This is a genomic window from Pseudomonas sp. NPDC089392 (genome assembly GCF_044749595.1).
GTDB lineage: Bacteria > Pseudomonadota > Gammaproteobacteria > Pseudomonadales > Pseudomonadaceae > Aquipseudomonas.
The window spans coordinates 120,854-144,119 of record NZ_JBIVIF010000011.1; the positions used below are offsets into that span (position 1 = coordinate 120,854).

The window sequence follows — 23,266 nt, forward strand, 5'->3', positions numbered from 1 at the left end:
CCCCTTATGCTCAGCGGGTTTCGTTGAACAGTTCGCGGCCAATCAGCATCCGGCGGATTTCGCTGGTGCCGGCACCGATCTCGTACAGCTTGGCGTCGCGCAGCAGGCGGCCAGCCGGGAATTCGTTGATGTAGCCGTTGCCACCGAGAATCTGGATTGCCTCCAGGGCCATTTGCGTGGCGCGTTCGGCGGTGTACAGGATCACCCCGGCGGCGTCCTTGCGGGTGGTCTCTGCACGGTCGCAGGCCTGGGCCACGGCATACAGGTAGGCGCGGCTGGCGTTGAGCTGGGTGTACATGTCGGCGATCTTGCCCTGGATCAGCTGGAACTCGCCGATGCTCTGGCCGAACTGCTTGCGGTCGTGGATGTACGGCACCACCAGGTCCATGCAGCTTTGCATGATGCCGGTCGGGCCGCCGGACAGCACTACGCGCTCGTAGTCCAGGCCGCTCATCAGCACGCGCACGCCGCCGTTGAGCTGGCCGAGGATGTTTTCTTCCGGCACTTCGACGTCGTCGAAGAACAGCTCGCAAGTGTTGGAGCCGCGCATGCCCAGCTTGTCGAACTTGTTGCTGCGGCTGAAGCCTTTCCAGTCACGTTCGACGATGAACGCGGTGATACCGTGCGGGCCCTTGTCCAGGTCGGTCTTGGCGTAGATCACGTAGGTGTTGGCGTCGGGGCCGTTGGTGATCCAGGTCTTGCTGCCGTTGAGCACGTAGTGGTCGCCGCGCTTCTCGGCGCGCAGCTTCATCGACACCACGTCGGAGCCGGCGTTGGGCTCGCTCATGGCCAGGGCGCCGATGTGCTCGCCGCTGATCAGCTTGGGCAGGTACTTGAGCTTCTGCTCGTGGGTACCGTTGCGGTTGATCTGGTTGACGCAGAGGTTGGAGTGGGCACCGTAGGAAAGCGCCACCGAGGCCGAGCCACGGCTGATTTCTTCCATCGACACTACGTGAGCCAGGTAGCCCAGGCCGGCGCCGCCATATTCTTCTGACACGGTGATGCCCAGCAGGCCCATGTCGCCGAACTTGCGCCACATGTCGGCGGGGAACAGGTTGTCGTGGTCGATTTGCGCAGCGCGCGGGGCCAGTTCGGCGGCGACGAAGGTGCGGACCTGGTCGCGGAGCATGTCGATGGTTTCGCCCAGGGCGAAGTTCAGGGTGGGGTAATGCATGCTGGGGCACCTTGTTGTTCTTGAAATTGGGTAACACCGTAGCTCAAGGGTTTCGCTGGGGAGTGGGCGGGCTTTTGTGGGAGCGGGCTTGTCCCGCGAATGCGCCAGCAGGGTCACCGTCATTGCCTGACAAATCGCATTCGCGGGACAAGCCCGCTCCCACAAAAAACCGTCCCTCACACCAGCTTCCACGAATAGCATGGGTGTCGTTCATCACCTTTACGTTAACGTAAACCTGCCTGCGACCACTGTCAATCGACTCGTCACCTTTACGTAAACGTAAATCTGCGCCAGAGTATTCCCGCTTGCTTCAGTCGTGCCCAGAACAACCACAAGAAGGGACACCCATGAGTCAACCGAGCTATACCCGCGGTCGCCAGGACCAACCCTTGCTGACCCAGACCATTGGCCAGGCCTTCGATGCCACCGTAGCGCGTTGTGCCGACGGTGAAGCGCTGGTATCGCGCCACCAGGGCTTGCGCTACAGCTGGCGGCAGCTGGCCGAACAGGTCGAAGTGCATGCCCGCGCCCTGATGGCCCTGGGCGTAAACACCGGCGACCGGGTCGGCATCTGGTCACCCAACTGCGCCCAGTGGTGCGTCCTGCAACTGGCCAGCGCCAAGGTCGGCGCCATCCTGGTCAACATCAACCCGGCCTACCGCGTGGGCGAGCTGGAATATGTGCTGCGCCAGTCCGGCTGCCGCTGGCTGGTGTGTGCCGATGCTTTCAAGACGTGCGATTACCACGCCATGGTCCAGGAACTGGTGCCAGAACTGGCCGGCGCCACCCCGGGTGAAATGGTGAGCCAACGCCTGCCCGACCTGCGCGGAGTAATCAGTCTAGCTGCCAACCCGCCAGCTGGCTTCCTGCCCTGGCAAGCGCTGGCCGAGCGGGCAGGGCAGACCTCGGCCCAGGCCTATGCGGCCCGCCAGCAGGGCCTGCAGTTCGACCAGCCGGTAAACATCCAGTACACCTCCGGCACCACCGGCGCGCCCAAGGGCGCCACGCTCAGCCACTACAACATCCTCAACAACGGCTTCATGGTCGGCGAAAGCCTGGGCCTCACTGAGCGCGACCGCATGGTAATCCCGGTGCCGTTGTACCACTGCTTCGGCATGGTCATGGCCAACCTCGGCTGCATCACCCACGGCAGCACCATGATCTACCCCAGCGACGCCTTCGACGCCGAGCTCACCCTGCGCGCCGTAGCCGAAGAGCGCGCCAGCATCCTTTACGGCGTGCCGACCATGTTCATTGCCATGCTCGACCACCCGGCGCGTGTGCACATGGACCTGTCGAGCCTGCGCAGCGGCATCATGGCCGGAGCCACCTGCCCGATCGAGGTGATGCGCCGGGTCATCGACCAGATGCACATGGCTGAAGTGCAGATTGCCTACGGCATGACTGAAACCAGCCCGGTGTCGTTGCAAACCGGCCCGGACGACGACCTGGAACTGCGCGTGACCACCGTCGGCCGCACCCAGCCGCAGCTGGAGAACAAGCTGGTGGACGCCGACGGCTGCATTGTCGCCCGTGGCGAGATTGGTGAGTTATGCACCCGCGGCTACAGCGTGATGCTCGGCTACTGGGACAACCCCCAGGCCACGGCGGATGCCATCGACCCGGCAGGCTGGATGCATTCGGGCGACCTGGGGGTGATGGACGAGCACGGCCATGTGCGCATTGTCGGGCGCAACAAGGACATGATCATTCGCGGTGGCGAGAACATTTACCCGCGTGAGCTGGAGGAATTCTTCTATACCCATCCGGCAGTGGCCGATGCGCAGGTGATCGGTATTCCGTGCAGCCGTTATGGCGAGGAAATCGTCGCCTGGATCAAACTGCATCCGGGGCACAGTGCCACGGTCGAGGAGTTGCAGGGGTGGTGCAAGGCACGCATCGCGCACTTCAAGGTGCCGCGGCATATCCGTTTTGTCGATGAATACCCGATGACGGTGACCGGCAAGGTGCAGAAATTCCGCATGCGCGAGATCAGTGTGGCGGAGATTTCGACAGTTTCTGCGGGTTGATTGGCCAGGTCTGCTGGCCTCTTCGCGGGCACGCCCGCTCCCACAGGTACAGCGCCGCATTTAAGGTCGGCGCCGTCCCTGTGGGAGCGGGCGTGCCCGCGAAAGGGCCGTTGAGATCAACGCGATTTCGTTGCTTTCCACAATTCAAAGGCAAGTGTGCTTACTGACAGATTGAGACTTGCGTCGAAATCAGACTTGAGCATTTTGATCGCATTTTTGAGTTTGTCTCTATCCAGATCCAGCAACTGGCTGCTGGAGGATGGCTCATTGATTCCGGCTTCTGCCAGATATTCCAGAACGTACCCCTCATATTCAGCTTTTTCACTCGGGCTCATCACATCTTCTTCCATGGCGGGTCTTCCTGCGTAAGTAGGGAGGCTCATCATCGAAACAACGCTCAAGCACCGCTACTGGCAAAAATATCAGGTCCCGTGGTCTACCCTTAAGCCTTCACCGGTGGCTCCTGGCTCGGCGGGTCGCCTACGGTCGGCGGTACGGTCGGCTTGATCGGCAGTTCGTCCGGTTCTTCTTCCGGCACGGGCGGCGGTAAGCTCGGGTCGTCGATGTTGGGATCGGGTGTCTCCGGTGGAATGGGAATGTTCATGGCCTGACCTCGCGTGGATGAATGAAGAGGTGCTGCAGGCTCTGACCGCTGGCAGCTGCCGTTCGCTCAATTTTTTTGAACCCCACGCCTGTACCCGGCTCTGAACCCTTACCGCCACCAGCCTTAGGGAGCAAGGTCGATGTCACGAAACGAGCCCTTTGAAAGCGTGCCCATGGCGAACGATCACCCGGACCAGGCCGTCAGCCTGTCCCAGGCGCTGCTGGCGCCGCGCATCGTGATCGAAGACACCCAACCCGTGCTCGAAGCCGGCACCTTCGCCGCCAAGGCCATCAGTGGCCAACCGGTGGCCGTCAGCAGCAAGGTTTACAGCGATGGCCACGACCGCCTGGCCGTCACCCTCAACTGGCGCCAGGCGCACAGCCGGCGCTGGCATTGCGTGCCGATGCAGTCGCCGGGCAACGACCTGTGGCTGGCCGAATTCACCCCCACCGAGTTGGGCCCGCACCTGTTCAGCATCGAGGCCTGGATCGACCCGTTTGCCACCTTTTGCCACGACCTGGAGAAAAAGTACCATGCCGGTGTCGAGCTAAAGCTGGAGCTGGAAGAGGGCCGGCTGATGCTGGGCAAGGGCATCGAACTGTGCAACGGCGCCCTGCGTGAAGAACTTGAAGCCGTGCGGCAGCGCCTGCTCACGCTGGGTACCGATGACCAGGTGGCGGTGTTCCTCGACCCCGCTACCGCCCGCCTGATGGGCGATGCCGAACATCGCAGCTACCTGGCCCGCAGCCGCGAATTCCCTGTCGACGTCGACCGCCCGGCGGCGCAGTTCGCCAGCTGGTACGAGCTGTTCCCGCGCTCGATCACCGACGACCCGCAGCGCCACGGCACGTTCAACGACGTGCACCAGCGCCTGCCGATGATCCGCGACATGGGCTTCGATGTGCTGTATTTCCCGCCCATCCACCCGATCGGCATGCAGCACCGCAAGGGCCGCAATAATGCCCTGACAGCCGAACCTGGCGACCCAGGCAGCCCCTATGCCATTGGCAGCCCGGAAGGTGGCCATGACGCGATCCACCCACAACTGGGTAGCCGCGACGACTTCCGCCGGCTGGTGGCCGCCGCTGCCGAGCATGGCCTGGAAATCGCGTTGGACTTCGCCATCCAGTGCTCCCAGGACCACCCCTGGCTCAAGGAGCACCCCGGCTGGTTCAGCTGGCGCCCGGACGGCACCATCCGTTACGCCGAGAACCCGCCGAAAAAGTACCAGGACATCGTCAACGTCGACTTCTACGCCCCCGACGCCGTGCCTTCACTGTGGCTGGCGTTACGTGATGTGGTGGTCGGCTGGGTGGAGGAGGGCGTGAAAACCTTCCGCGTCGATAACCCGCACACCAAGCCGCTGCCGTTCTGGCAATGGCTGATTGCCAATGTGCGCAGCCAGCACCCGGATGTCATCTTCCTCGCCGAGGCGTTTACCAAGCCGGCGATGATGGCGCGGCTGGGCAAGGTCGGTTATGCGCAAAGCTATACCTACTTCACCTGGCGTAACCACAAGCAGGAACTGCGCGAGTACTTCGAACAACTCAACCAGCCTCCCTGGAGCCAGTGCTACCGGCCGAACTTTTTCGTCAATACACCCGACATCAACCCGTACTTCCTGCACACCTCCGGCCGCGCCGGTTTCCTCATCCGCGCCGCGCTGGCGACCATGGGCTCGGGCCTGTGGGGCATGTATTCGGGCTTCGAGCTGTGCGAAGGCACACCGCTGCCGGGCAAGGAGGAGTACCTGGACTCGGAGAAGTACGAAATTCGCCCGCGCGATTTCAGCCAGCCCGGCAACATTATTGCCGAGATCGCCCAGCTCAACCGCATCCGCCGGCAGAACCGCGCCTTGCAAACCCACCTGGGCGTGGCGTTCTTCAACTGCTGGAACGACAACATCCTGTATTTCGCCAAGCGCACGCCCGAACGCGACAACTACATCCTGGTGGCGATCAGCCTCGACCCGCACAACGCCCAGGAGGCGCAGTTCGAGTTGCCGCTTTGGGAGCTGGGGCTGGACGACAACGCCGAAACCCACGGCGAAGACCTGATGAACGGTCACCGCTGGTCATGGTACGGCAAGACCCAGTTCATGCGCATCGAGCCCTGGCACCTGCCGTTCGGCATCTGGCGTATCGAAAAGGCCCGCTAACGGTGGCACGCAGTCCTTTGTAGGAGCGGGCTTGCCCGCGAACACCGGCAAAGCCGGTGCCAACCACCGCGGTGCCTGCTTCGCGGGTAAACCCGCTCCTACGGGGGGCCAGAGCAACCTGGAAATGAAAGGAGTCGCACATGGCCAAGCGTTCCCGCCCGGCAGCCTTCATCGACGACCCGCTGTGGTACAAGGACGCCGTCATCTACCAGCTGCACATCAAGTCGTTTTTCGATTCGAACAACGACGGCATCGGCGATTTCGCCGGCCTGATCAGCAAGCTCGACTACATTGCCGAGTTGGGCGTCAACACCTTGTGGCTGCTGCCGTTCTACCCCTCGCCACGGCGCGACGACGGCTACGACATCGCCGAATACAAGGCCGTGCACCCCGACTACGGCAGCCTCGCAGATGCCCGCCGCTTCATCGCCGAGGCGCACAAGCGCGGCCTGCGGGTGATCACCGAGCTGGTCATCAACCACACCAGCGACCAGCACCCATGGTTCCAGCGTGCCCGCCACGCCAAGCGCGGCAGCAAGGCACGCGATTTCTACGTGTGGTCGGATGACGACCAGAAGTACGACGGCACGCGCATCATCTTCCTCGATACCGAGAAGTCCAACTGGACCTGGGACCCGGTCGCCGGCCAGTACTTCTGGCACCGCTTTTACGCGCACCAGCCAGACCTCAACTTCGACAACCCGCAGGTGCTCAAGGCGGTGATCGGGGTGATGCGCTTCTGGCTCGACCTGGGTGTCGACGGCCTGCGCCTGGACGCCATCCCCTACCTGATCGAGCGCGATGGCACCAACAACGAAAACCTCGGCGAAACCCACGATGTGCTCAAGGCGATCCGCGCCGAAATCGACGCCAACTACCCCGACCGCATGCTGCTGGCCGAGGCCAACCAGTGGCCCGAGGACACCCGCCCTTATTTCGGTGAAGGCGAGGGCGACGAATGCCACATGGCTTTCCACTTCCCGTTGATGCCACGCATGTACATGGCCCTGGCCATGGAGGACCGCTTCCCGATCACCGACATCCTGCGCCAGACCCCGGAAATCCCGGCCAACTGCCAATGGGCGATCTTCCTGCGCAACCACGATGAGCTGACCCTGGAAATGGTCACCGACCGCGAGCGCGACTACCTGTGGAACTACTACGCCGAAGACCGCCGTGCGCGCATCAACTTAGGGATTCGCCGGCGCCTGGCACCGCTGCTGCAGCGTGACCGCCGGCGCATCGAGCTGCTCACCAGCCTGCTGCTGTCGATGCCCGGCACGCCCACCCTGTATTACGGCGACGAACTGGGCATGGGCGACAACATCTACCTGGGCGACCGCGACGGCGTGCGCACACCCATGCAATGGTCGCCAGACCGCAACGGCGGTTTCTCCCGCGCCGACCCGCAGCGCCTGGTGCTGCCGCCGATCATGGACCCGCTATACGGCTACCAGACCGTCAACGTCGAAGCCCAAAGCCACGACCCGCACTCGCTGCTGAACTGGACCCGACGCATGCTGGCAGTGCGCAAGCAGCAGAAGGCCTTTGGCCGTGGCACGCTGCGCACCCTTACACCGAGCAACCGGCGCATCCTCGCCTACATCCGCGAGTACACCGATGCCGACGGCAACACCGAGGTCATCCTGTGCGTGGCCAACGTCTCTCGCGCTGCCCAGGCGGCTGAACTGGAATTGTCACAATTCGCCGACAAAGTACCGGTAGAGATGCTCGGCGGCAGCGCCTTCCCACCCATCGGGCAACTGCCGTTCCTGCTGACTTTGCCACCCTATGCCTTCTACTGGTTCCTGCTGGCCGCCCACGACCGCATGCCCAGCTGGCACATCCAGGCCACCGAGGGGTTACCCGAATTGACTACGTTGGTACTGCGCAAACGCATGGAAGAACTGCTGGAGTCACCCGCCAGCGACACCCTGCAAACCACCATCCTGCCGCAGTACCTGCCCAAACGGCGTTGGTTCGCCGGCAAGGAAGGGCCGATCGACAGCGTGCGCCTGCGCTATGGCGTGCGCTTCAGCACGGCCACCACGCCGGTGCTGCTCAGCGAAATCGAAGTGCTCAGTGACGGCGTGGCCAACCACTACCAGCTACCGTTTGGCTTGCTGCCCGAAGAGCAGATCAATTCCGCGCTGCCGCAGCAGTTGGCCTTGTCGCGGGTGCGCCGCGCCCATCAGGTGGGTTTGATCACCGACGCCTTCGTCCTTGAGCCTTTCATCCGTGCAGTGTTGCGTGCCTGCCAGGAAGGCGCGCAGTTGCCTTGCGGCGATGGCGAAGGCGAACTGCGCTTTGCCTGCACGGAACAGTTGGCAGGCCTGGCGCTGAACGACGAAAGCACAGTGCGCTACCTCAGTGCCGAGCAGTCCAACAGCTCGGTGGTGATCGGCGACCGCGTGGTGCTCAAGCTGATCCGCCGGGTCAACCCGGGCATTCACCCAGAGCTGGAAATGAGCGCCTACCTGACCGCCGCCGGCTTTGCCAATATCTCGCCGCTGCTGGCCTGGGTCAGCCGGGTGGACCCACAAGGCGCACCGCACCTGTTGATGATCGCCCAGGGTTACCTGAGCAATCAGGGCGATGCCTGGGCCTGGACCCAGAACACCCTGGAGCGGGCCATCCGCGATCAGATGGAGCCCCCCAGCCTTGACGGTGAAGCCCACACCGATGCCCTGGCCGAACTCACCGGCTTTGCTGCCTTGCTCGGCCAGCGCCTGGGCGAGATGCACCTGCTGCTGGCCGCGCCGACCCATGACCCGGCCTTCCAGCCGCGCCCCAGCGAGGGTGACGACAGCCAGCGCTGGAGTACCCAGATAAGCGCCGAACTGACCCACGCCCTCGACTTGCTGGCCCAGCACCGTGACAGCCTCGACAGCGACAGCCAGGCGCTGGTCGACGACCTGCAACAGCAGCGCGACGGCCTGGCCCAGCACGTGGCCAATCTGGCCCACCAGGCCGAAGGCGGCCTGCTGATGCGTGTGCATGGCGACCTGCACCTGGGCCAGGTGCTGGTGGTGCAGGGCGATGCCTACCTGATTGATTTCGAAGGCGAACCGGCCCGGCCGCTGGACGAACGCCGGGCCAAACACAGCCCGTATAAAGATGTCAGCGGCGTGCTGCGATCCTTCGACTATGCTGCTGCCATGATCTTGCGCAGCGCGTCTGCGGTCGACCTTTCCGACCCGGCGCGGCAGGCCCGGCAACGTGTTGCCAGGCAGTACCTGCACCAGTCGCGGCACGCCTTTGTCGAAGCCTATGGCCTGGCCACCGCCGCCATGCCCCACGCCTGGCAGCGGGCCGAGGGCGAGCGTGCCGCACTGGAGCTGTTCTGCCTGGAGAAAGCCGCTTACGAAATTACATACGAAGCCGAGAACCGTCCGAGTTGGCTGGCCGTGCCTTTGCATGGCCTGCATGGACTGATCAGTACCTGGGGAGAGTCAGAATGAACGTAACAATGCGTGAAAACGGTGGCCTTCGGCAACGGGACATAGACGCCCTGGCCCGCGCCGAGCACGCCGATCCATTTGCGGTACTCGGCCCCCATGGCGACAGTGCGGGCGGGCAAGTGGTCCGCGCCTACCTGCCCAATGCACTGAATGTGCGCATCCTGGCCCGGCATGACGGGCGCGTACTCGCCGAAATGGAGCAGGCTAGCCTGCCCGGTTTGTTCAGCGCGCACCTGGATGAGGCTCACCCGTACCTGTTGCAGATCGGCTGGGCCGGTGGCGAGCAGGTCACCGAAGACCCCTACAGCTTTGGCCCGCAACTGGGCGACATGGACCTGTACCTGTTCGCCGAAGGCAACCACCGCGACCTCTCCGGGCGCTTTGGTGCGCAGCCGATCAAGGCCGATGGCATCGACGGCGTGTGTTTCTCGGTATGGGCGCCGAACGCCCGGCGGGTGTCGGTGGTCGGTGATTTCAACAACTGGGACGGCCGCCGCCACCCCATGCGCCTGCGTCATAGCGCCGGGATATGGGAGCTGTTCGTGCCGCGCCTGGGCGTGGGCGAAACCTACAAGTTCGAGGTACTGGGCAAGGAAGGCATACTGCCACTCAAAGCAGACCCGCTGGCCCGTGCCACCGAGCTGCCGCCGAGCACCGCGTCCAAGGTGGCGGGCGAGCTCAGCCATGCCTGGCAAGACCACGACTGGATGGCGCAGCGCGCGCAGCGCCATGCCTACAACATGCCCCTGTCGATCTACGAGCTGCACCCAGGGTCGTGGCGCTGCGAGCTGGACGAGGCGGGCGAAGTCGGGCGCTACTACAACTGGCGTGAACTGGCCGAGCGCCTGGTGCCTTATGTGCAGGAGTTGGGCTTTACCCACATCGAACTGCTGCCAATCATGGAGCACCCGTTCGGCGGCTCCTGGGGCTACCAGCCGCTGTCGCTGTTTGCACCCACCTCGCGCTACGGCAGCGCCGAAGACTTCGCCGCCTTTATCGATGCCTGCCACCAAGGCGGCATTGGCGTGCTGCTCGACTGGGTGCCGGCGCATTTCCCTACCGACGAACACGGCCTGGCGCGTTTCGACGGCACCGCCTTGTACGAGTACGACAACCCCCTGGAGGGCTACCACCAGGACTGGAACACGCTGATCTACAACCTCGGCCGCAACGAAGTGCGCGGTTTCATGATGGCCTCGGCGCTGCACTGGCTGAAGCACTTCCACATCGACGGCCTGCGGGTCGATGCGGTGGCCTCGATGCTGTATCGCGACTATTCGCGCAAGGCTGGCGAATGGGTGCCCAACCGCCATGGCGGGCGCGAGAACCTGGAGGCCATCGACTTCATCCGTCACCTCAACGGCGTGGCCGCCCACGAGGCCCCGGGCGCATTGATCATCGCCGAAGAATCCACCGCCTGGCCCGGCGTCAGCCAACCGACCCAGCAGGGCGGCCTGGGCTTTGCCTACAAGTGGAACATGGGCTGGATGCACGACACCCTGCACTACATCCAGAACGACCCGGTGCACCGCACCTACCACCACAACGAGATGAGCTTCGGGCTGATCTATGCCTATTCCGAGCACTTCATCCTGCCCATCTCCCACGACGAAGTGGTGCATGGCAAACACTCGCTGATCGACAAGATGCCGGGCGACCGCTGGCAGAAGTTCGCCAACCTGCGGGCCTACCTCACCTTCATGTGGGCGCACCCGGGCAAGAAGCTGCTGTTCATGGGCTGCGAGTTCGGCCAGTGGCGCGAATGGGACCATGACAGTGAGCTGGACTGGTACCTGCTGCAGTACCCCGAGCACCAGGGCGTGCAGCGCCTGGTTGGCGACCTCAACCGCCTGTACCGCGAGGTGCCGGCGCTGCACGAGCAGGACTGCCAGCCGCAGGGCTTCCAGTGGTTGATTGGTGACGATGCGCAGAACAGCGTGTATGCCTGGCTGCGCTGGAGCAGCAGTGGCGAGCCGGTGCTGGTGGTGGCCAACTTCACCCCGGTGCCACGCGAGGGCTATCGCATTGGTGTGCCATTCGGCGAGCGTTGGCAGGAACTGCTCAATAGCGATGCTGCGCTGTATGCCGGGTCGAATGTCGGCAACCTGGGGGTGGTGGAAAGTAACGAGGTGGCCAGCCATGGCCAGCCACTGTCGCTGGCCCTGAACCTGCCGCCGCTGGGTGTGCTGGTGATGAAACCCGCCTGATCTGTTGCCTGTACCGGCCCCTTCGCGGGTTAACCCGCTCCCACAGGGACCGCACAAGATTCAGACCTTGTGCGGTCCCTGTGGGAGCGGGTTTACCCGCGAAGGGGCCGCACCTGCCTACCACCGCATCCGCACCCCAAGGCTACCAATCAGCCCATTCAAATCATTGCCATCCACATCACTGCTGTAATCGGCACTGACAAACAAAGCCACCGAAGGCGTCACCCGTGCCACCAGCCCCAAGCCCAGTTCCACCGTGGTCGAATAACGCGAACTGGAGATCTTGTCGACCTGGTCCAGCTGCACTTCATCGGCATTGCTGAAGTCATACCACACGTTGGTCCGCACATAGGGTTCCACCGGCATGCCGCGCACTTCATAGTTCCCGGACAACTTGGCACCCACCCGGCCACTCCAGCTCGGCTGGCTGTCGAAGGCCTGCAAGGTCTCTTCCTGCACGCGGCTGCCGGGGTAGAACTGCTGGTTGATCAACTGAGCCTGTGGCTCGATCACCCAACCGCCACCCAGCCTGATGGGAATGCCACCTTCCAACGAGAAGGTCATCGCGTGGCCGCTGTCGTCCAGCCGCTGGCCATTCTCGCCGCGGCCATTGACGTCAATGCGCGAGCCCATGGCCACGGCATCCAGGTGCCAACCCTGTTCATGGGTCATGCTCCAGTACACCCCCAGGCTTTCCCCGCTCAGGTTCACCGCATTGCGCTGTTTGTCGCCCAGCAGCGGGCGCATGCCGTTGAAACTGCTTTGCAGGTTGTTGTGCCCCACGAAGATCCCCGCACGGTGCACATTGCCCGCTGCGGTTTCACGCACGAACAGGTCCGGGCCGATCATCAATTGCTGGCTGGGTGCTTCAAGCTGGTCTGGGGGTTGCGCGCCGTTGCGCGCGGCGCTGGGGAAGAACTGCGACCATTGGCTGGCGACCAGGTCGGGGGCCGCCTGCCCGTGGCGCTGGTCCATCGAATGCGAGAACGCATTCAAGGTGCCGATGCTCAAGCCACTGGCGCTGACCGGGTCCAGCGACAGCTGTGGCACCGCGGGTTGCTGCAGGAAGCCGGGCGAGGTGGGGTCACCCTGCAATTCGAACGCGAAAGTTTCCACCGGGGTTGCCAGAAGCAGCGACGTGGAAACCGCGTAGAAAATACGATCGAAGCGCAAGGGGCTCGAGGTTTTTTTCATGGCGGATCTCCTTTGTTTTTGTGGGGTACAGCCCGAGGACCTGGCCTGTTGTCACGAGCTGTACGGCAAAAACAGTGGGCGACCCAAACCAGCACGCCAGCTTTCGCAAACGCGCACAAAGGCGCGAGCTAGAGGCCCGGCGCGAGATCTTTACTACTAGATAATGTTCAGCTAAGGAGAGGTCGCCGCTTGCGTCAAGAAAGCGTGAAGGATCTGTTCAGGTTCTGTACTTTTGCTTAACTTCTTGTTTTATCTAGTAAAACAGTAAGGTATAGCGGGGTTCGCTATTTGCCGCAGGCTGGCTATGAAGAATGATTGCTAAAGCCTGACCTCGACGGCCAACGGCAAGTGATCTGACAAGTGCGACCAAGGTTTGTGCCCCAGAATCCGCGGCCCATGGCTTTCGGCGTTGCGCAGGTAGATACGGTCCAGGCGCAGCAGCGGTAAGCGGGCAGGGTAGGTGCGGGCGAGGTGGCCGTGGTGGCGTTCAAAGGCCTCATGCAGGTCAGATTGCAGGCCGAGGGTACGGTTGCCGTGGGATTTCCAGTCGTTGAAGTCACCGGCGATGATCACCGGGGCGTCGGCGGGCAGCGACCCAAGCAGTTTGCGCAGCAGCTGCAACTGCTTCTGCCGGTGGCTTTCCAGCAATGACAGGTGCACGCAGATGGCATGCACCTGGTGTTGGCCGGGCACGTCGAGAATGCAGTGCAAAAGCCCGCGGCGCTCGGGGCCGGTGATTGACACGTCGAGGTTGCGGTGTTCGATGATCGGGTACTTGGAAAGCAGCGCATTGCCGTGGTGGCCGTCAGGGTAGACCGCGTTGCGGCCATAGGCGAAGTCGCTCCACATGCTGTCGGCGAGGAATTCGTACTGGGACGTTTGCGGCCAGCCGGGGTAGCGCGCGGCATGGCGGTCGTGGCTGCCGAGCACCTCCTGCAGGAACACGATATCGGCCTGGGTGCTGCGCACCGCCTCGCGCAGTTCCGGCAGGATGAAGCGCCGGTTGAAGGCGGTAAAGCCCTTGTGGGTATTCACCGTCAGCACCCGCAGCCGCTTCACGGCCGGGGCCTGGTTGACGCTGGCGAAACCTGTACTGCCGGCTTCGGGGTTCACGGTTACTCCTCGATCAAACGGTTTTACACAGGCCCTTGTAGGAGCAGCCTTGTGCTGCGAAGAGGCCGTTACAGGTACAGCAAATCGTTTGCCTTACCGGCCTCTTCGCAGCACAAGGCTGCTCCTACAAGGGACATGCGTCAGTTACTCAGGTTCACTCTTCGTCGCGCTGCAACACCATCAGCAACAGCGACCGCCCCTTCACCTCGAAGGTGCTGTCGAAGTGCAGGTGCTGCCCCTTGCGCAGTTCCGGCCGGTCGGTGTCGACCAGGCAGCTCCAGTAATCCCCTTCGGGCACGGTCGGCAGCTTGAACGGCACAGTGTCATGGTGGGCATTGACGATCAGCAGCACAGTGGCCTCGGCGCCCGGCCGGGCAATGCCGCTGATTTGCGCACGGCCGTCGATCAGCATGCCCAGGCAGCGCCCATGCGGGTCTTCCCATTGCGCCACGCTCATCTCGTTGCCGTCCGGCGCCAGCCAGGTCACGTCCTTGACCCCGATAGCCTCATTGTAGTCACCCACCAGGAAGCGCGAGCGGCGCAGCACCGGGTAGGCCAGGCGCAGGCGGGTCAGGCGTTTGACGAAGGCCAGCAGTTCTTCGCCTTCCTGGTCCAGGTCCCAGTTCACCCAGCCGATCTCGCTGTCCTGGCAGTAGGCATTGTTGTTGCCGTGCTGGGTACGGCTGAACTCGTCGCCAGCGACGATCATCGGCGTACCCTGGGCCAGCAGCAGGGTGGCGAAGTAGTTGCGCATCTGGCGCATGCGCAGGGCATTGATGCCGGGGTCGTCGGTCGGCCCTTCGACGCCGCAGTTCCATGACAGGTTGTTGTCGGTGCCGTCCTGGTTGTTCTCGTCGTTGTCTTCGTTGTGCTTCTGGTTGTACGACACCAGGTCGCGCAGGGTGAAGCCGTCGTGGGCGGTGACGAAGTTGACCGAGGCATAGGGGCGCCGGCCGCGGTTGTTGAACATGTCGCCCGAGGCGGTCATGCGCGAGGCAAAATCGGCCAGCTGGCCTTCGTCACCCTTCCAGAACGCGCGCACGGTGTCGCGGAAACGGTCGTTCCATTCCGCCCAGCCCGGGGCGAAGTTGCCGACCTGATAGCCGCCTGGGCCGCAGTCCCACGGCTCGGCGATCAGCTTGACCTGGCTTAGCATCGGGTCCTGGCGGCAGGCGACAAGAAAGCCGTGGCGCTCGCTGTAACCGTCGTGGTAGCGGCCAAGAATGGTCGCCAGGTCGAAGCGGAAGCCGTCCACGTGCATTTCGCCGGCCCAGTAGCGCAGCGAATCGGTGACCAGTTGCAGTACGCACGGGTGGCTGAGGTCCAGGGTGTTGCCGGTGCCGGAATCGTTGATGTAGAAGCGTTTGTCATCCGGCATCAGGCGGTAGTACGAGGCGTTGTCGATGCCACGCATCGACAGGGTAGGGCCGCGCTCGTTGCCTTCGGCGGTGTGGTTGTAGACCACGTCGAGGATCACCTCCAGCCCGGCGTCGTGCAGGTGCGCGACCATCTCCTTGAACTCGGCGATCTTGCCACTGGCCAGGTAGCGCGGGTGGGGCGCGAAGAAGGCGATGCTGTTGTAGCCCCAGTAGTTGTTCAGGCCCTTGTCCAGCAGGTGCTGGTCGTTGACAAAGGCGTGGATCGGCAGCAATTCGATGCTGGAAACGCCCAGCTCCTTGATGTGCTTGAGCAGCTCGTCGTTGGCCAGGCCGGCGAAAGTGCCGCGCAGTTCTTCCGGTACTGCCGGGTGGCACATGCTGATACCGCGGGCGTGGGCCTCGTAGATGATCGTGCGTTCCCAAGGGATCAGCACGCGCTGGTCGCGGCCCCAGGTGAAGGCCGGGTCGATCACCTTGCATTTGGGCACGAAAGGCGCGCTGTCGCGTTCGTCGAACGACAGGTCGCCGTCGGGGTGGCCGATGGTATAGCCGAACAGCGCCTCGGACCATTTCAGGCTGCCGACCAGTTGCTTGGCATACGGGTCGATCAGCAGTTTGTTGGGGTTGAAGCGGTGGCCGTTCTCCGGCTCGTAGGGGCCATACACGCGGTAGCCGTAGACCAGCCCGGGGTGAGCGTCGGGCAGGTAGCCATGGTAGATCTCGTCGGTGTATTCGGGCAGCTCAATGCGTTCGAGCTCCTGCTCGCCGGTGGAGTCGAACAGGCACAGCTCGACCTTGGTGGCGTTGGCCGAGAACAGGGCGAAGTTCACCCCCAGGCCATCCCAGGTGGCGCCGAGGGGGAAGGGCAGGCCTTCGCGGATGCGCGATGGGGCGACTGAGCGGGTTTTCTTCGGGGTGCGGGGGCTCATGGCGGTCCTCTAGTGGCCGTGGTGGAGGGATTGATGCCGTCCTGCACCGGCCTATTCGCGGGTGAACCCGCTCCTACAGGGACGGTGCCACACCCAGGCCTGGCGCAATCCTTGTAGGAGCGGGTTTACCCGCGAATAGGCCAGGACAGGCTTAACCAGCAGTAGGCTTTTTCACCGCCCGGGGCTTCTTCGCCGCCGCCGGTTTGATCCCCGGCAGCGCAGCCGCCTTAGGCTCAGCCGCTACCTTGGCCTTGGCCGGTGCCCGCTTGCGCGGCGCCGCTTTAGGCGCCAAGGCCTCGGCCTCGGCCAGCTTGCGGGCCATGTCCCAGTGGCGGTCTTCCTGGCCGGCGGGTTTGCCTTCGGACTCCCAGATCTGATAAGCAAATTCGCGGATACGTTTTTCTTCGACACTCATCATGACGCTCCTGATGCTCAAGTTTGTTGTATCAAAAGATTGACTGGAAACTCCGCCAGCACGGCACTCAACATCAGCTCCCTTGAAGGGCTGACCGCCGTACAGGGGAAAAGTCCCGTCGAGTTGGCAGGTGACAAGGCAAACGGCAATATCACCCGGGTGTCTTCCCAGTTCTGCGCCGGGATCAACGGTGTAGTGGCGCCACCCAGCAGGGTACTGGCCAGGCGTGGCGCAACGATGACGGCCCGCTCGCCTTCCCCCAGCCGGGCAAAGGCGACCACCTGGTCCGCATGCCGGCCCTGCACGGTCAGCGGCAGGTAGGCGCCACGGCGGAACAGTTCGGCGTGAGCCTGGCGGCAGTCCAGCATCCGGGCGATCAGGGCCTGCTTGATGCGGCCATCGCGCCAGTGCGCCAGCAGCTCGGCGGGCGGTGTGGCGTCGTCCAGGGTGCGACGCCTGCAAGCGTAGTCCACGGCGCGGCGGTTGTCCGGGTCGACCAGGCTGAAGTCCCAGTACTCATTGCCCTGGTACAGGTCGGGCACGCCGGGCGTGGTCATGCGCAGCAGGGCCTGGACCAGGCCATTGAGGGCGCCAGGGCAGGCCAGCAGGTGCGCTGCGTCGGCCACGGACTTGCGCAGCTGCTGGTTCTCGCTGTCCAGCAACAGGCCATCGATGTAGTGGGCGCAGGCGCTTTCATAGGCCTCGTTGGGTGCGCTCCAGCTGCTGCGCAGCTTGGCCTCGCGCAGGGCCTTCTGCTGCCACTGGCGAATGCGTTCGGCGTACTGGCGCAGGGCGCTGTCGTCGTGCAGGTCAAGCTCAAGCGGCCAGCTGCCAAGCAGCGTCTGCAACAGCATCAGTTCGTCGCCGGGGCTGGGCGCCGGGCCGTCGTCCAGTGGCGTGCGCAGCGGCTCTGCCAGTTCGCGCCAGTGCTCTACCCGGCTGGCCAGCCACGGGCCGCGCTCGCTGAGTACGGCCAGGCGCGCACGGGTGTCTTCGCCGCGCTTGTGGTCATGGGTGGCGGTGGCCAGCAGGTTGTCGGGGAAGTCGCGCAGGCGCCGCTGGGCCTCGTTGTGGAAGTGCCCGGCAGGGGCGCTGAAACGCTCGGCCTCGAAGCCCACGTCATTGCGCGAAAGCAGCCGGGCGCTGCGGTAGAAGGCGGTGTCCTCCACGGCCTTGGCCGCGCTGGGCGCGGTCAGTTGCTGGAAGCGTACACAAGCGTGGCGCAGCTGTTTGCGCGCCCGGCCTGGCGGCAGGTGACGCCAGGCTTGCCCGCCCAGCCACTGTTCAAGTTGTTCGAGCAGCGGCCAGTCGGCTTCGCCGAGGTCCTGGCGGGCATTGGCCAGGGCCTGCTTGAAAAAGCCTTCGTCTTCGGCCGGGCGCCCGCAGGCGTTGAAATAGGTGCGGTATACCGGGTAATGCGCCACCAGCGCCTGCAAGGCCCGGCGAATCGCACCCAAGGTCAGGTCGCGGGTCATCAGGTCGTTGCGCGCTACCTGCAACAGCGCCTGGGCCACCGATTCGCAGTCGCCCGCCAAGCTGGCGTTGAGCACCAGGTGGCGTGCCTGGTGCACCTCTTCGGCGTAGCTGGGGCGTTCGCTGATGTTGGCCCACAGCTCGGTCAGCGGCGCTTCGCCGGCCGGGTCGTGCTGCAGCAGCGAGACCTGGTTCATGAATTCGTAGCCGGTGGTGCCGTCAGTCTGCCAGTCGCGGTGCAGGTGCTCGTTGGCGCCGAGAATCTTTTCGACGTAGATCGGGAAATGTTCCAGGGCAGCATGCAAAGGCCGCCGAGCCAGCAGCCCATCGACCCTCCGACGCAGTTTGCGGCAGTAACCGCGCGGGTCGGCAAGGCCGTCGATATGGTCGATGCGCAGGCCATCCACCAGGCCGCGTTCGATCAGTTCGAACAGTTTGGCGTGGGTGGCTTCGAACACCACCGCGCGCTCTACGCGCAGGCCGCCCAGCTCATTGATGTCGAAGAAACGTCGCCAGTTGATGTCGTCGGCGGCGGTGCGCCAGCTGGCCAGGCGATAGGTTTGTCGCTCCAGCAGCAGGTGCAGGCGCTTGAAGCCGTTTTCAGCGCGGCTGTCGAAGGCCACCAGCGCCGATTCAAGGTCGGCACCTTCACTCACCAGGCGCGCCAGTTCGGCTTGCAGGGGCAGGGCGTCGGCCAGCGGCGTGGCCGACTCAGCCAACGCCGTGAAGTGTTCGGCCAGTGCCTGCAAGGCCGGCTCCGGGCTCAGCGCCAGGATCCAGCCATAGTCGACCGGGCAGATCGGGAAGCGGTGCGCGTAATGGGCGACTTGCAATAGCCCTTGGTGCTTGTCGAATTGCAGCGGTATGTCGCCATTCTTCAGCGCCACGCCATAGTCGCTACCCAGGAACGGCAACAGCAGTTGCCCGGCCAGCAGCGGGTCGCTGGAGTGCCACTGGATGTCGAAGAACTCCGCATACGGGCTGCGCCGGCCCCAGGCCAGCAGGCTTTGCCACCAGGGGTTATCGGCACCGCCCACGGCCATGTGGTTGGACACGGTATCGAGGATCAGCCCCATGCCGTGCTGTCGCAGGGCGGCGACCAGCCGTTGCAGGGCCGCCTCACCGCCGAGTTCAGGGTTGACGCAGGTCGGGTCGACCACGTCGTAGCCGTGGCGCGAGCCAGCACGGGCCTTGAGGATGGGCGAGGCATACAGGTGGCTGATGCCCAGCTGGGCGAAGTACGGCACCAGCGGCACTGCGTGGTCAAGGCTGAAGTCGCTGTGAAACTGCAAGCGCAAGGTCGCGGTCAGTGGCTTCATCGGTCACGCTCCCAGGCCTGCTCGCGGGCCTGGGCCAGCAGCTCCAGGCGCCGCGCGGCGTCCTCGTCATCGAGCAGTTCGCGCACCGGCCGGGCAAAGCGCCGGCGCCAATTGGGGTGGCCTGCGGTGGTGCCCGGCAGGTTGGGTTGCTCGTCGCACCCCAGCAGGTCTTCCAGCGGCACCAGTACCAGCGGCGCACGGGTATGGCCAACGTAGCGGATGGCTGCATCGATCACCGCGTCGTTGTCCTTCAGCTCGCCGTAGTTGGCCTGCAGGGTGCGACGCAGGCCATCGTGTTCCTGCCGCCGCTCGTGGCGCCAGTGCAGCTCGGTGGCAGCGTCAATCAGTTGCAAGCGGTGGTTCCAGTCGATGTCGCGGTTTTCCAGCCAGCCGGCCAGCGGTGCCAGGTCGTGGGTGCCGGTGGTGGCCAGGGCGTTGTCCGGCCAGTCGAGAATCGGCTTGAACTGGCCGGGCTGGGTTTGCTCGAACGGCAGCACGCGCATACCCAGCACGGCCTTGGCCGCCAGCTGTTCACGCAGGCCGTCGGGCACCGTGCCCAGGTCTTCGCCAAGGATGATCGCCTGGTGGCGCACCGACTCCAGCGCCAGCAGGCGCAGCAGGTCGTCCAGCGGGTAGTTGAGGTAGGCACCTTCGCTGGGCTTGGCCCCTTGGGGGATCAGCCATAGCCGGCGCAGGCCCATTACGTGGTCGATGCGCAGGCCGCCGGCGTGGGCCAGGTTGGCCCGCAGCATTTCAATGAAGGCGCGGTAACCGTTGCGCTTGAGGCCTTCGGGCGAGAAGGCGCAAATGCCCCAGTCCTGGCCGGCGCGGTTGAGGATGTCGGGCGGCGCGCCCACTTTCAGGCCGGCCAGCAGTTCGTCCTGGCGGCTCCAGGCCTGGCTGCCGGCGCCGTCGGCACCTACGGCCAGGTCGGCGATCAGGCCGACCGCCATGCCGTTGCCACGGGCCGCTTCCTGGGCACGTTGCAGGCCCCGTTCGGTTAGCCATTGGCAAAAGGCATGGAACTCGACCTTGGCCGGGTAGGCGCTGGCAAAGGCTTCCACTTCCGGGTGGTACGGGTCGTGCCAGGCCTTGGGCCAGTTGCGCCAGTCAGCGCCCCGGCCATGCTCCACCGCCTGCGCCTGCAGCACCTCGAAGCGGCAGTGGTGCTCCAGCGCCTGGCCGCCGGCTTCGCGGAAGCTGTCGAAATCCTTGCGCAACGGGTGGTCGCCCTGGCTGAAACCCTGGTACAGGGCTTCAAGCAGGCGCTGGCGAGCGTTGGCGGCACGCGGCCAGTCGACCAGCGGGCGTTGCTCCAGCTCTTCCAGCAGTTGCTCCAGGCCGCAAGCTTCGATGGCCACGCGCACCGCCCGCTCACCCAGCAGGGCGGCAGGGCTGGCGTACAGGGTGTTGAGCAACAGGCGGCTGGAAGGCGAATACGGGCTGTAGTGCTCCTGGTCGATGGCCGACAGGGCGTGGATCGGGCTGATGGCCAAGGCATCGGCACCCCGCTCGGCCGCCGAGCGGGCCAGTTGTTCAAGGGCCAGGCAATCGCCGTAGCCGCCATCGCCGGGGCGGCGCAGGCTGTACAGCTGAACGGCCAACCCCCAGCAGCGTGGGGGTGGCTGTTGCACCATGTCGTCCAGGCTGTGGCAGCGTGGCGGGGCCACTGCCAAGGTGAAGCGGCGGCTGTCGATTTCCACCTGGTGGTAGCCGATCGGCAGCTCACCGGGCAGGCGCGCCTGGTCGTCGAGGGTGAGGGTGAGTGAGGCGTGGTCTTCCAGGGTGCAGTGGACGATGCTGGCGGCGCTGAAGTAGCGCGACAGCGCCAGCGGCTGGCCGAGGTCGGCGGTCAGCAGGGGCGGCAGGTGCTCGCTGTCTTCGGCGGCTTCCACGGCACGCAGGCTGGCAGCAATCGCGGCGTCATCGGCTGCGGGGTGGCCAAGGCCTTCGAGGATGTTGCGCAGCACCTCGTCGCTGACGCGCTGGGGCCGGGCATTGGCGTCGATCCAGTCGCGGCTCAGCCCGACGCGGGTCGCCAGGCGATGCAGGGCGGTTTCGCTCATGGGCGCTCCAGGGCAGGGGGAAGCAGGCTGACCACGCAGCTATACGCGGCCAGGTGGGTATCGGGGTGGCGGGTGTCGCTGCTGTCGAACAGCCGCGAGGGCGGCGCGGGCAGCTCAACCTGTTGCGGGCTGTCGGCCAGGTTCAGGTCGATGCGCAAGGTGTTGCCATTGCCCAGCCGCCAACGCGCCGTCAGCGCCTTGTCGCCGTGTACTTCGGCACCCAGCGCGCGGGTGCCGGGCAAGTGCGGGATGACGTGGCGGCGGCGCAGGTCGAGCAGTTGCTGGTACAGGCCGTGCCAGCCAGCGAGCACTTCCTTGTTTTGCGGGCGTGACGACTCGAAGGTCTGTTCGGCATTGGGGTCGGGAATGTGCTCACGCTGTTCAGGGTCGGCAAAGGCGGTGAAGTGGGCAAACTCGCCACGCCGGCCTTCGCGCACCGCATCGGCCAGCTGGTCATGGAAGTCGGTAAAGAACAGGAACGGCCGGCAGCTGCCATCGTCGTCGCCCATGAACAGCAGCGGGATCATCGGCGCCAGCAGCAGCAGGCCGGTGGCCGCACGCAGGGCCGGCGGCGGGCACAGCCGGGTCAGGCGCTCGCCCAGGGCGCGGTTGCCGATCTGGTCATGGTTTTGCAAAAACAACACAAAGGCACTGGGCGCCAGGTGCCCGCTGGGCTCGCCGCGTGGCGTGCCGTGGCGGTTGGCCTGGCCCTGGAACACGAAGCCTTCGGCCAGGCAGCGCGCCAGCTGGTCGATGGGGCGTTGCTGGTAGTCGGCGTAGTAGCCTTCGGTTTCGCCGGTCAGTAGCACATGCAAGGCATTGTGGCCGTCGTCGTTCCACTGGGCGTCGAAGCCCTGTTGCAGCAGGCCGGCCTGGTTGTGCTCGTTCTCCAGCACCAGCCACACCTGGCGGCCTGGCGCTACGGCGGCGCGTACCCGCTGTGCCAGTTCGACCAGGAAATCGGGCTGGTCGATGGCATGCACGGCATCCAGGCGCAGGCCGTCGCAGCGGTAGTCGCACAGCCACATCAGCGCGTTCTGGATGAAGTACTCACGTACCTGCGGGCGGCGGAAGTCGATGGCTGCGCCCCAAGGCGTCTGGCGGTCTTCGCGGAAGAACGGGCTGGCATACTGGTGCAGGTAATTGCCGTCGGGGCCGAAGTGGTTGTAGACCACGTCCACCAACACCATCAGTCCTTGGCCGTGGGCCTGGTCGACTAGCGCGCACAATTGCTCGGGGCTGCCGTAGGTGTTCTGCGGTGCATAGGGCAGCACGCCGTCGTAGCCCCAATTGCGCTCTCCGGGGAACTGCCCCAAGGGCATCAGCTCGATCGCACTGATGCCCAGCTCGGCCAGGCGTGGCAGCTGCCGGGCCACGCCGTCATAGCCATCGAGCAGGCCAACGTGCAGTTCCTGGATCACCGCCTCGTGCCAGGGCCGGCCTTGCCAGGGGTGTTGCCAGGCATAGCTGGCCACATCCACCACCTGGCTCGGCCCCTGTACGCCATCGGGTTGGTAGCGCGAGGCCGGGTCGGCTACCTGCAGCTCACCGTCGATACGGTAGTGGTAACGGTCACCGGCCTGGCACGGGGCCACGCCGGTGTACCAGCCATCAATATCCGGCAGCAGCTCCACGGCCGGCTGCTGCTCCAGTTCCACGCTCACGCTGCGCGCATCAGGCGCCCAGAGGGCGAAGCGCGCCGACGTGGCGTCCAGCAAGTGTGCGCCATGCCTGTGCATCTTCT

General features: G+C 64.6%; 14 protein-coding genes. 4 read left to right on the plus strand and 10 right to left on the minus strand.

Features of this window, described 5'->3' with window-relative positions:
* Positions 1–10: 10 nt before the first annotated feature.
* The gene (locus ACIP1G_RS12905; RefSeq protein ID WP_346646261.1) at positions 11–1,174 is read right to left on the minus strand and encodes an isovaleryl-CoA dehydrogenase; all 1,164 of its coding nucleotides are present in this window, start codon (positions 1,172–1,174) and stop codon (positions 11–13) included.
* A 347-nt stretch (positions 1,175–1,521) separates the two neighbouring features.
* Here ACIP1G_RS12905 and ACIP1G_RS12910 point away from each other — a divergent pair, with 347 nt between their 5' ends.
* Positions 1,522–3,204 (plus strand): AMP-binding protein, encoded by a 1,683-nt coding sequence (locus ACIP1G_RS12910; protein WP_400737370.1) that lies wholly within the window; start codon positions 1,522–1,524, stop codon positions 3,202–3,204.
* Between the two features lie 116 nt (positions 3,205–3,320).
* Here ACIP1G_RS12910 and ACIP1G_RS12915 read toward each other — a convergent pair whose 3' ends face one another.
* Positions 3,321–3,554: a hypothetical protein gene (locus tag ACIP1G_RS12915; protein ID WP_400737372.1), complete on the minus strand. Its 234-nt coding sequence runs from the start codon at positions 3,552–3,554 to the stop codon at positions 3,321–3,323.
* A gap of 92 nt (positions 3,555–3,646) precedes the next feature.
* Positions 3,647–3,808, minus strand: a complete 162-nt coding sequence (locus ACIP1G_RS12920; RefSeq protein WP_015271006.1) for a hypothetical protein — start codon at positions 3,806–3,808, stop codon at positions 3,647–3,649.
* Positions 3,809–3,947: 139 nt separating this feature from the next.
* On the opposite strand from ACIP1G_RS12920, the gene ACIP1G_RS12925 reads away from it, so the two are divergent.
* The 3 genes from ACIP1G_RS12925 to glgB all read left to right on the plus strand — a co-directional run bounded on the left by ACIP1G_RS12925 (position 3,948) and on the right by glgB (position 11,634).
* Positions 3,948–5,966, plus strand: coding sequence for an alpha-1,4-glucan--maltose-1-phosphate maltosyltransferase (locus ACIP1G_RS12925; RefSeq protein WP_400737374.1), 2,019 nt, complete (start codon positions 3,948–3,950; stop codon positions 5,964–5,966).
* A 140-nt stretch (positions 5,967–6,106) separates the two neighbouring features.
* Positions 6,107–9,427 carry a maltose alpha-D-glucosyltransferase gene (gene treS / locus ACIP1G_RS12930; RefSeq protein ID WP_400737376.1) on the plus strand — a complete coding sequence of 1,107 codons (3,321 nt, stop codon included), beginning with the start codon at positions 6,107–6,109 and terminating at the stop codon, positions 9,425–9,427.
* Positions 9,424–11,634 carry a 1,4-alpha-glucan branching protein GlgB gene (gene glgB, locus ACIP1G_RS12935; protein ID WP_400737378.1) on the plus strand — a complete coding sequence of 737 codons (2,211 nt, stop codon included), beginning with the start codon at positions 9,424–9,426 and terminating at the stop codon, positions 11,632–11,634. The genes treS and glgB overlap by 4 nt, the downstream gene beginning before the upstream one ends.
* Before the next feature lie 117 nt (positions 11,635–11,751).
* Here the strand turns inward: glgB and ACIP1G_RS12940 are convergent, their stop codons facing one another.
* From ACIP1G_RS12940 to treZ, 7 genes are all read right to left on the minus strand, one after another.
* Positions 11,752–12,828 carry an autotransporter domain-containing protein gene (locus tag ACIP1G_RS12940; protein WP_400737381.1) on the minus strand — a complete coding sequence of 359 codons (1,077 nt, stop codon included), beginning with the start codon at positions 12,826–12,828 and terminating at the stop codon, positions 11,752–11,754.
* 318 nt (positions 12,829–13,146) lie between these two features.
* Positions 13,147–13,941 (minus strand): endonuclease/exonuclease/phosphatase family protein, encoded by a 795-nt coding sequence (locus ACIP1G_RS12945; RefSeq protein ID WP_400737384.1) that lies wholly within the window; start codon positions 13,939–13,941, stop codon positions 13,147–13,149.
* A gap of 154 nt (positions 13,942–14,095) precedes the next feature.
* On the minus strand, positions 14,096–16,249 hold the full coding sequence (glgX, locus tag ACIP1G_RS12950) for a glycogen debranching protein GlgX (RefSeq protein WP_400737387.1): 2,154 nt from the start codon (positions 16,247–16,249) through the stop codon (positions 14,096–14,098).
* Between the two features lie 151 nt (positions 16,250–16,400).
* Positions 16,401–16,667 carry a DUF2934 domain-containing protein gene (locus ACIP1G_RS12955; protein ID WP_400737390.1) on the minus strand — a complete coding sequence of 89 codons (267 nt, stop codon included), beginning with the start codon at positions 16,665–16,667 and terminating at the stop codon, positions 16,401–16,403.
* Between the two features lie 14 nt (positions 16,668–16,681).
* The gene (locus tag ACIP1G_RS12960; protein ID WP_400737393.1) at positions 16,682–19,456 is read right to left on the minus strand and encodes a malto-oligosyltrehalose synthase; all 2,775 of its coding nucleotides are present in this window, start codon (positions 19,454–19,456) and stop codon (positions 16,682–16,684) included.
* On the minus strand, positions 19,453–21,522 hold the full coding sequence (gene malQ, locus ACIP1G_RS12965; protein ID WP_400737396.1) for a 4-alpha-glucanotransferase: 2,070 nt from the start codon (positions 21,520–21,522) through the stop codon (positions 19,453–19,455). Before malQ ends, ACIP1G_RS12960 begins: the two co-directional genes overlap by 4 nt.
* Positions 21,519–23,261 carry a malto-oligosyltrehalose trehalohydrolase gene (gene treZ / locus ACIP1G_RS12970; protein ID WP_400737399.1) on the minus strand — a complete coding sequence of 581 codons (1,743 nt, stop codon included), beginning with the start codon at positions 23,259–23,261 and terminating at the stop codon, positions 21,519–21,521. The genes malQ and treZ overlap by 4 nt, the downstream gene beginning before the upstream one ends.
* Positions 23,262–23,266: the final 5 nt, after the last annotated feature.

Bases quoted from the DNA above. Each gene is read 5' to 3' on its own strand.
- malQ (WP_400737396.1), bottom strand. From the start codon at position 21,522: ATGAGCGAAACCGCCCTGCATCGCCTGGCGACCCGCGTCGGGCTGAGC.
- ACIP1G_RS12910 (WP_400737370.1), top strand. From the start codon at position 1,522: ATGAGTCAACCGAGCTATACCCGCGGTCGCCAGGACCAACCCTTGCTG.
- glgX (WP_400737387.1), bottom strand. From the start codon at position 16,249: ATGAGCCCCCGCACCCCGAAGAAAACCCGCTCAGTCGCCCCATCGCGC.
- ACIP1G_RS12905 (WP_346646261.1), bottom strand. From the start codon at position 1,174: ATGCATTACCCCACCCTGAACTTCGCCCTGGGCGAAACCATCGACATG.
- treZ (WP_400737399.1), bottom strand. From the start codon at position 23,261: ATGCACAGGCATGGCGCACACTTGCTGGACGCCACGTCGGCGCGCTTC.
- ACIP1G_RS12955 (WP_400737390.1), bottom strand. From the start codon at position 16,667: ATGATGAGTGTCGAAGAAAAACGTATCCGCGAATTTGCTTATCAGATC.
- treS (WP_400737376.1), top strand. From the start codon at position 6,107: ATGGCCAAGCGTTCCCGCCCGGCAGCCTTCATCGACGACCCGCTGTGG.
- ACIP1G_RS12960 (WP_400737393.1), bottom strand. From the start codon at position 19,456: ATGAAGCCACTGACCGCGACCTTGCGCTTGCAGTTTCACAGCGACTTC.
- ACIP1G_RS12925 (WP_400737374.1), top strand. From the start codon at position 3,948: ATGTCACGAAACGAGCCCTTTGAAAGCGTGCCCATGGCGAACGATCAC.
- ACIP1G_RS12915 (WP_400737372.1), bottom strand. From the start codon at position 3,554: ATGGAAGAAGATGTGATGAGCCCGAGTGAAAAAGCTGAATATGAGGGG.
- glgB (WP_400737378.1), top strand. From the start codon at position 9,424: ATGAACGTAACAATGCGTGAAAACGGTGGCCTTCGGCAACGGGACATA.
- ACIP1G_RS12920 (WP_015271006.1), bottom strand. From the start codon at position 3,808: ATGAACATTCCCATTCCACCGGAGACACCCGATCCCAACATCGACGAC.
- ACIP1G_RS12940 (WP_400737381.1), bottom strand. From the start codon at position 12,828: ATGAAAAAAACCTCGAGCCCCTTGCGCTTCGATCGTATTTTCTACGCG.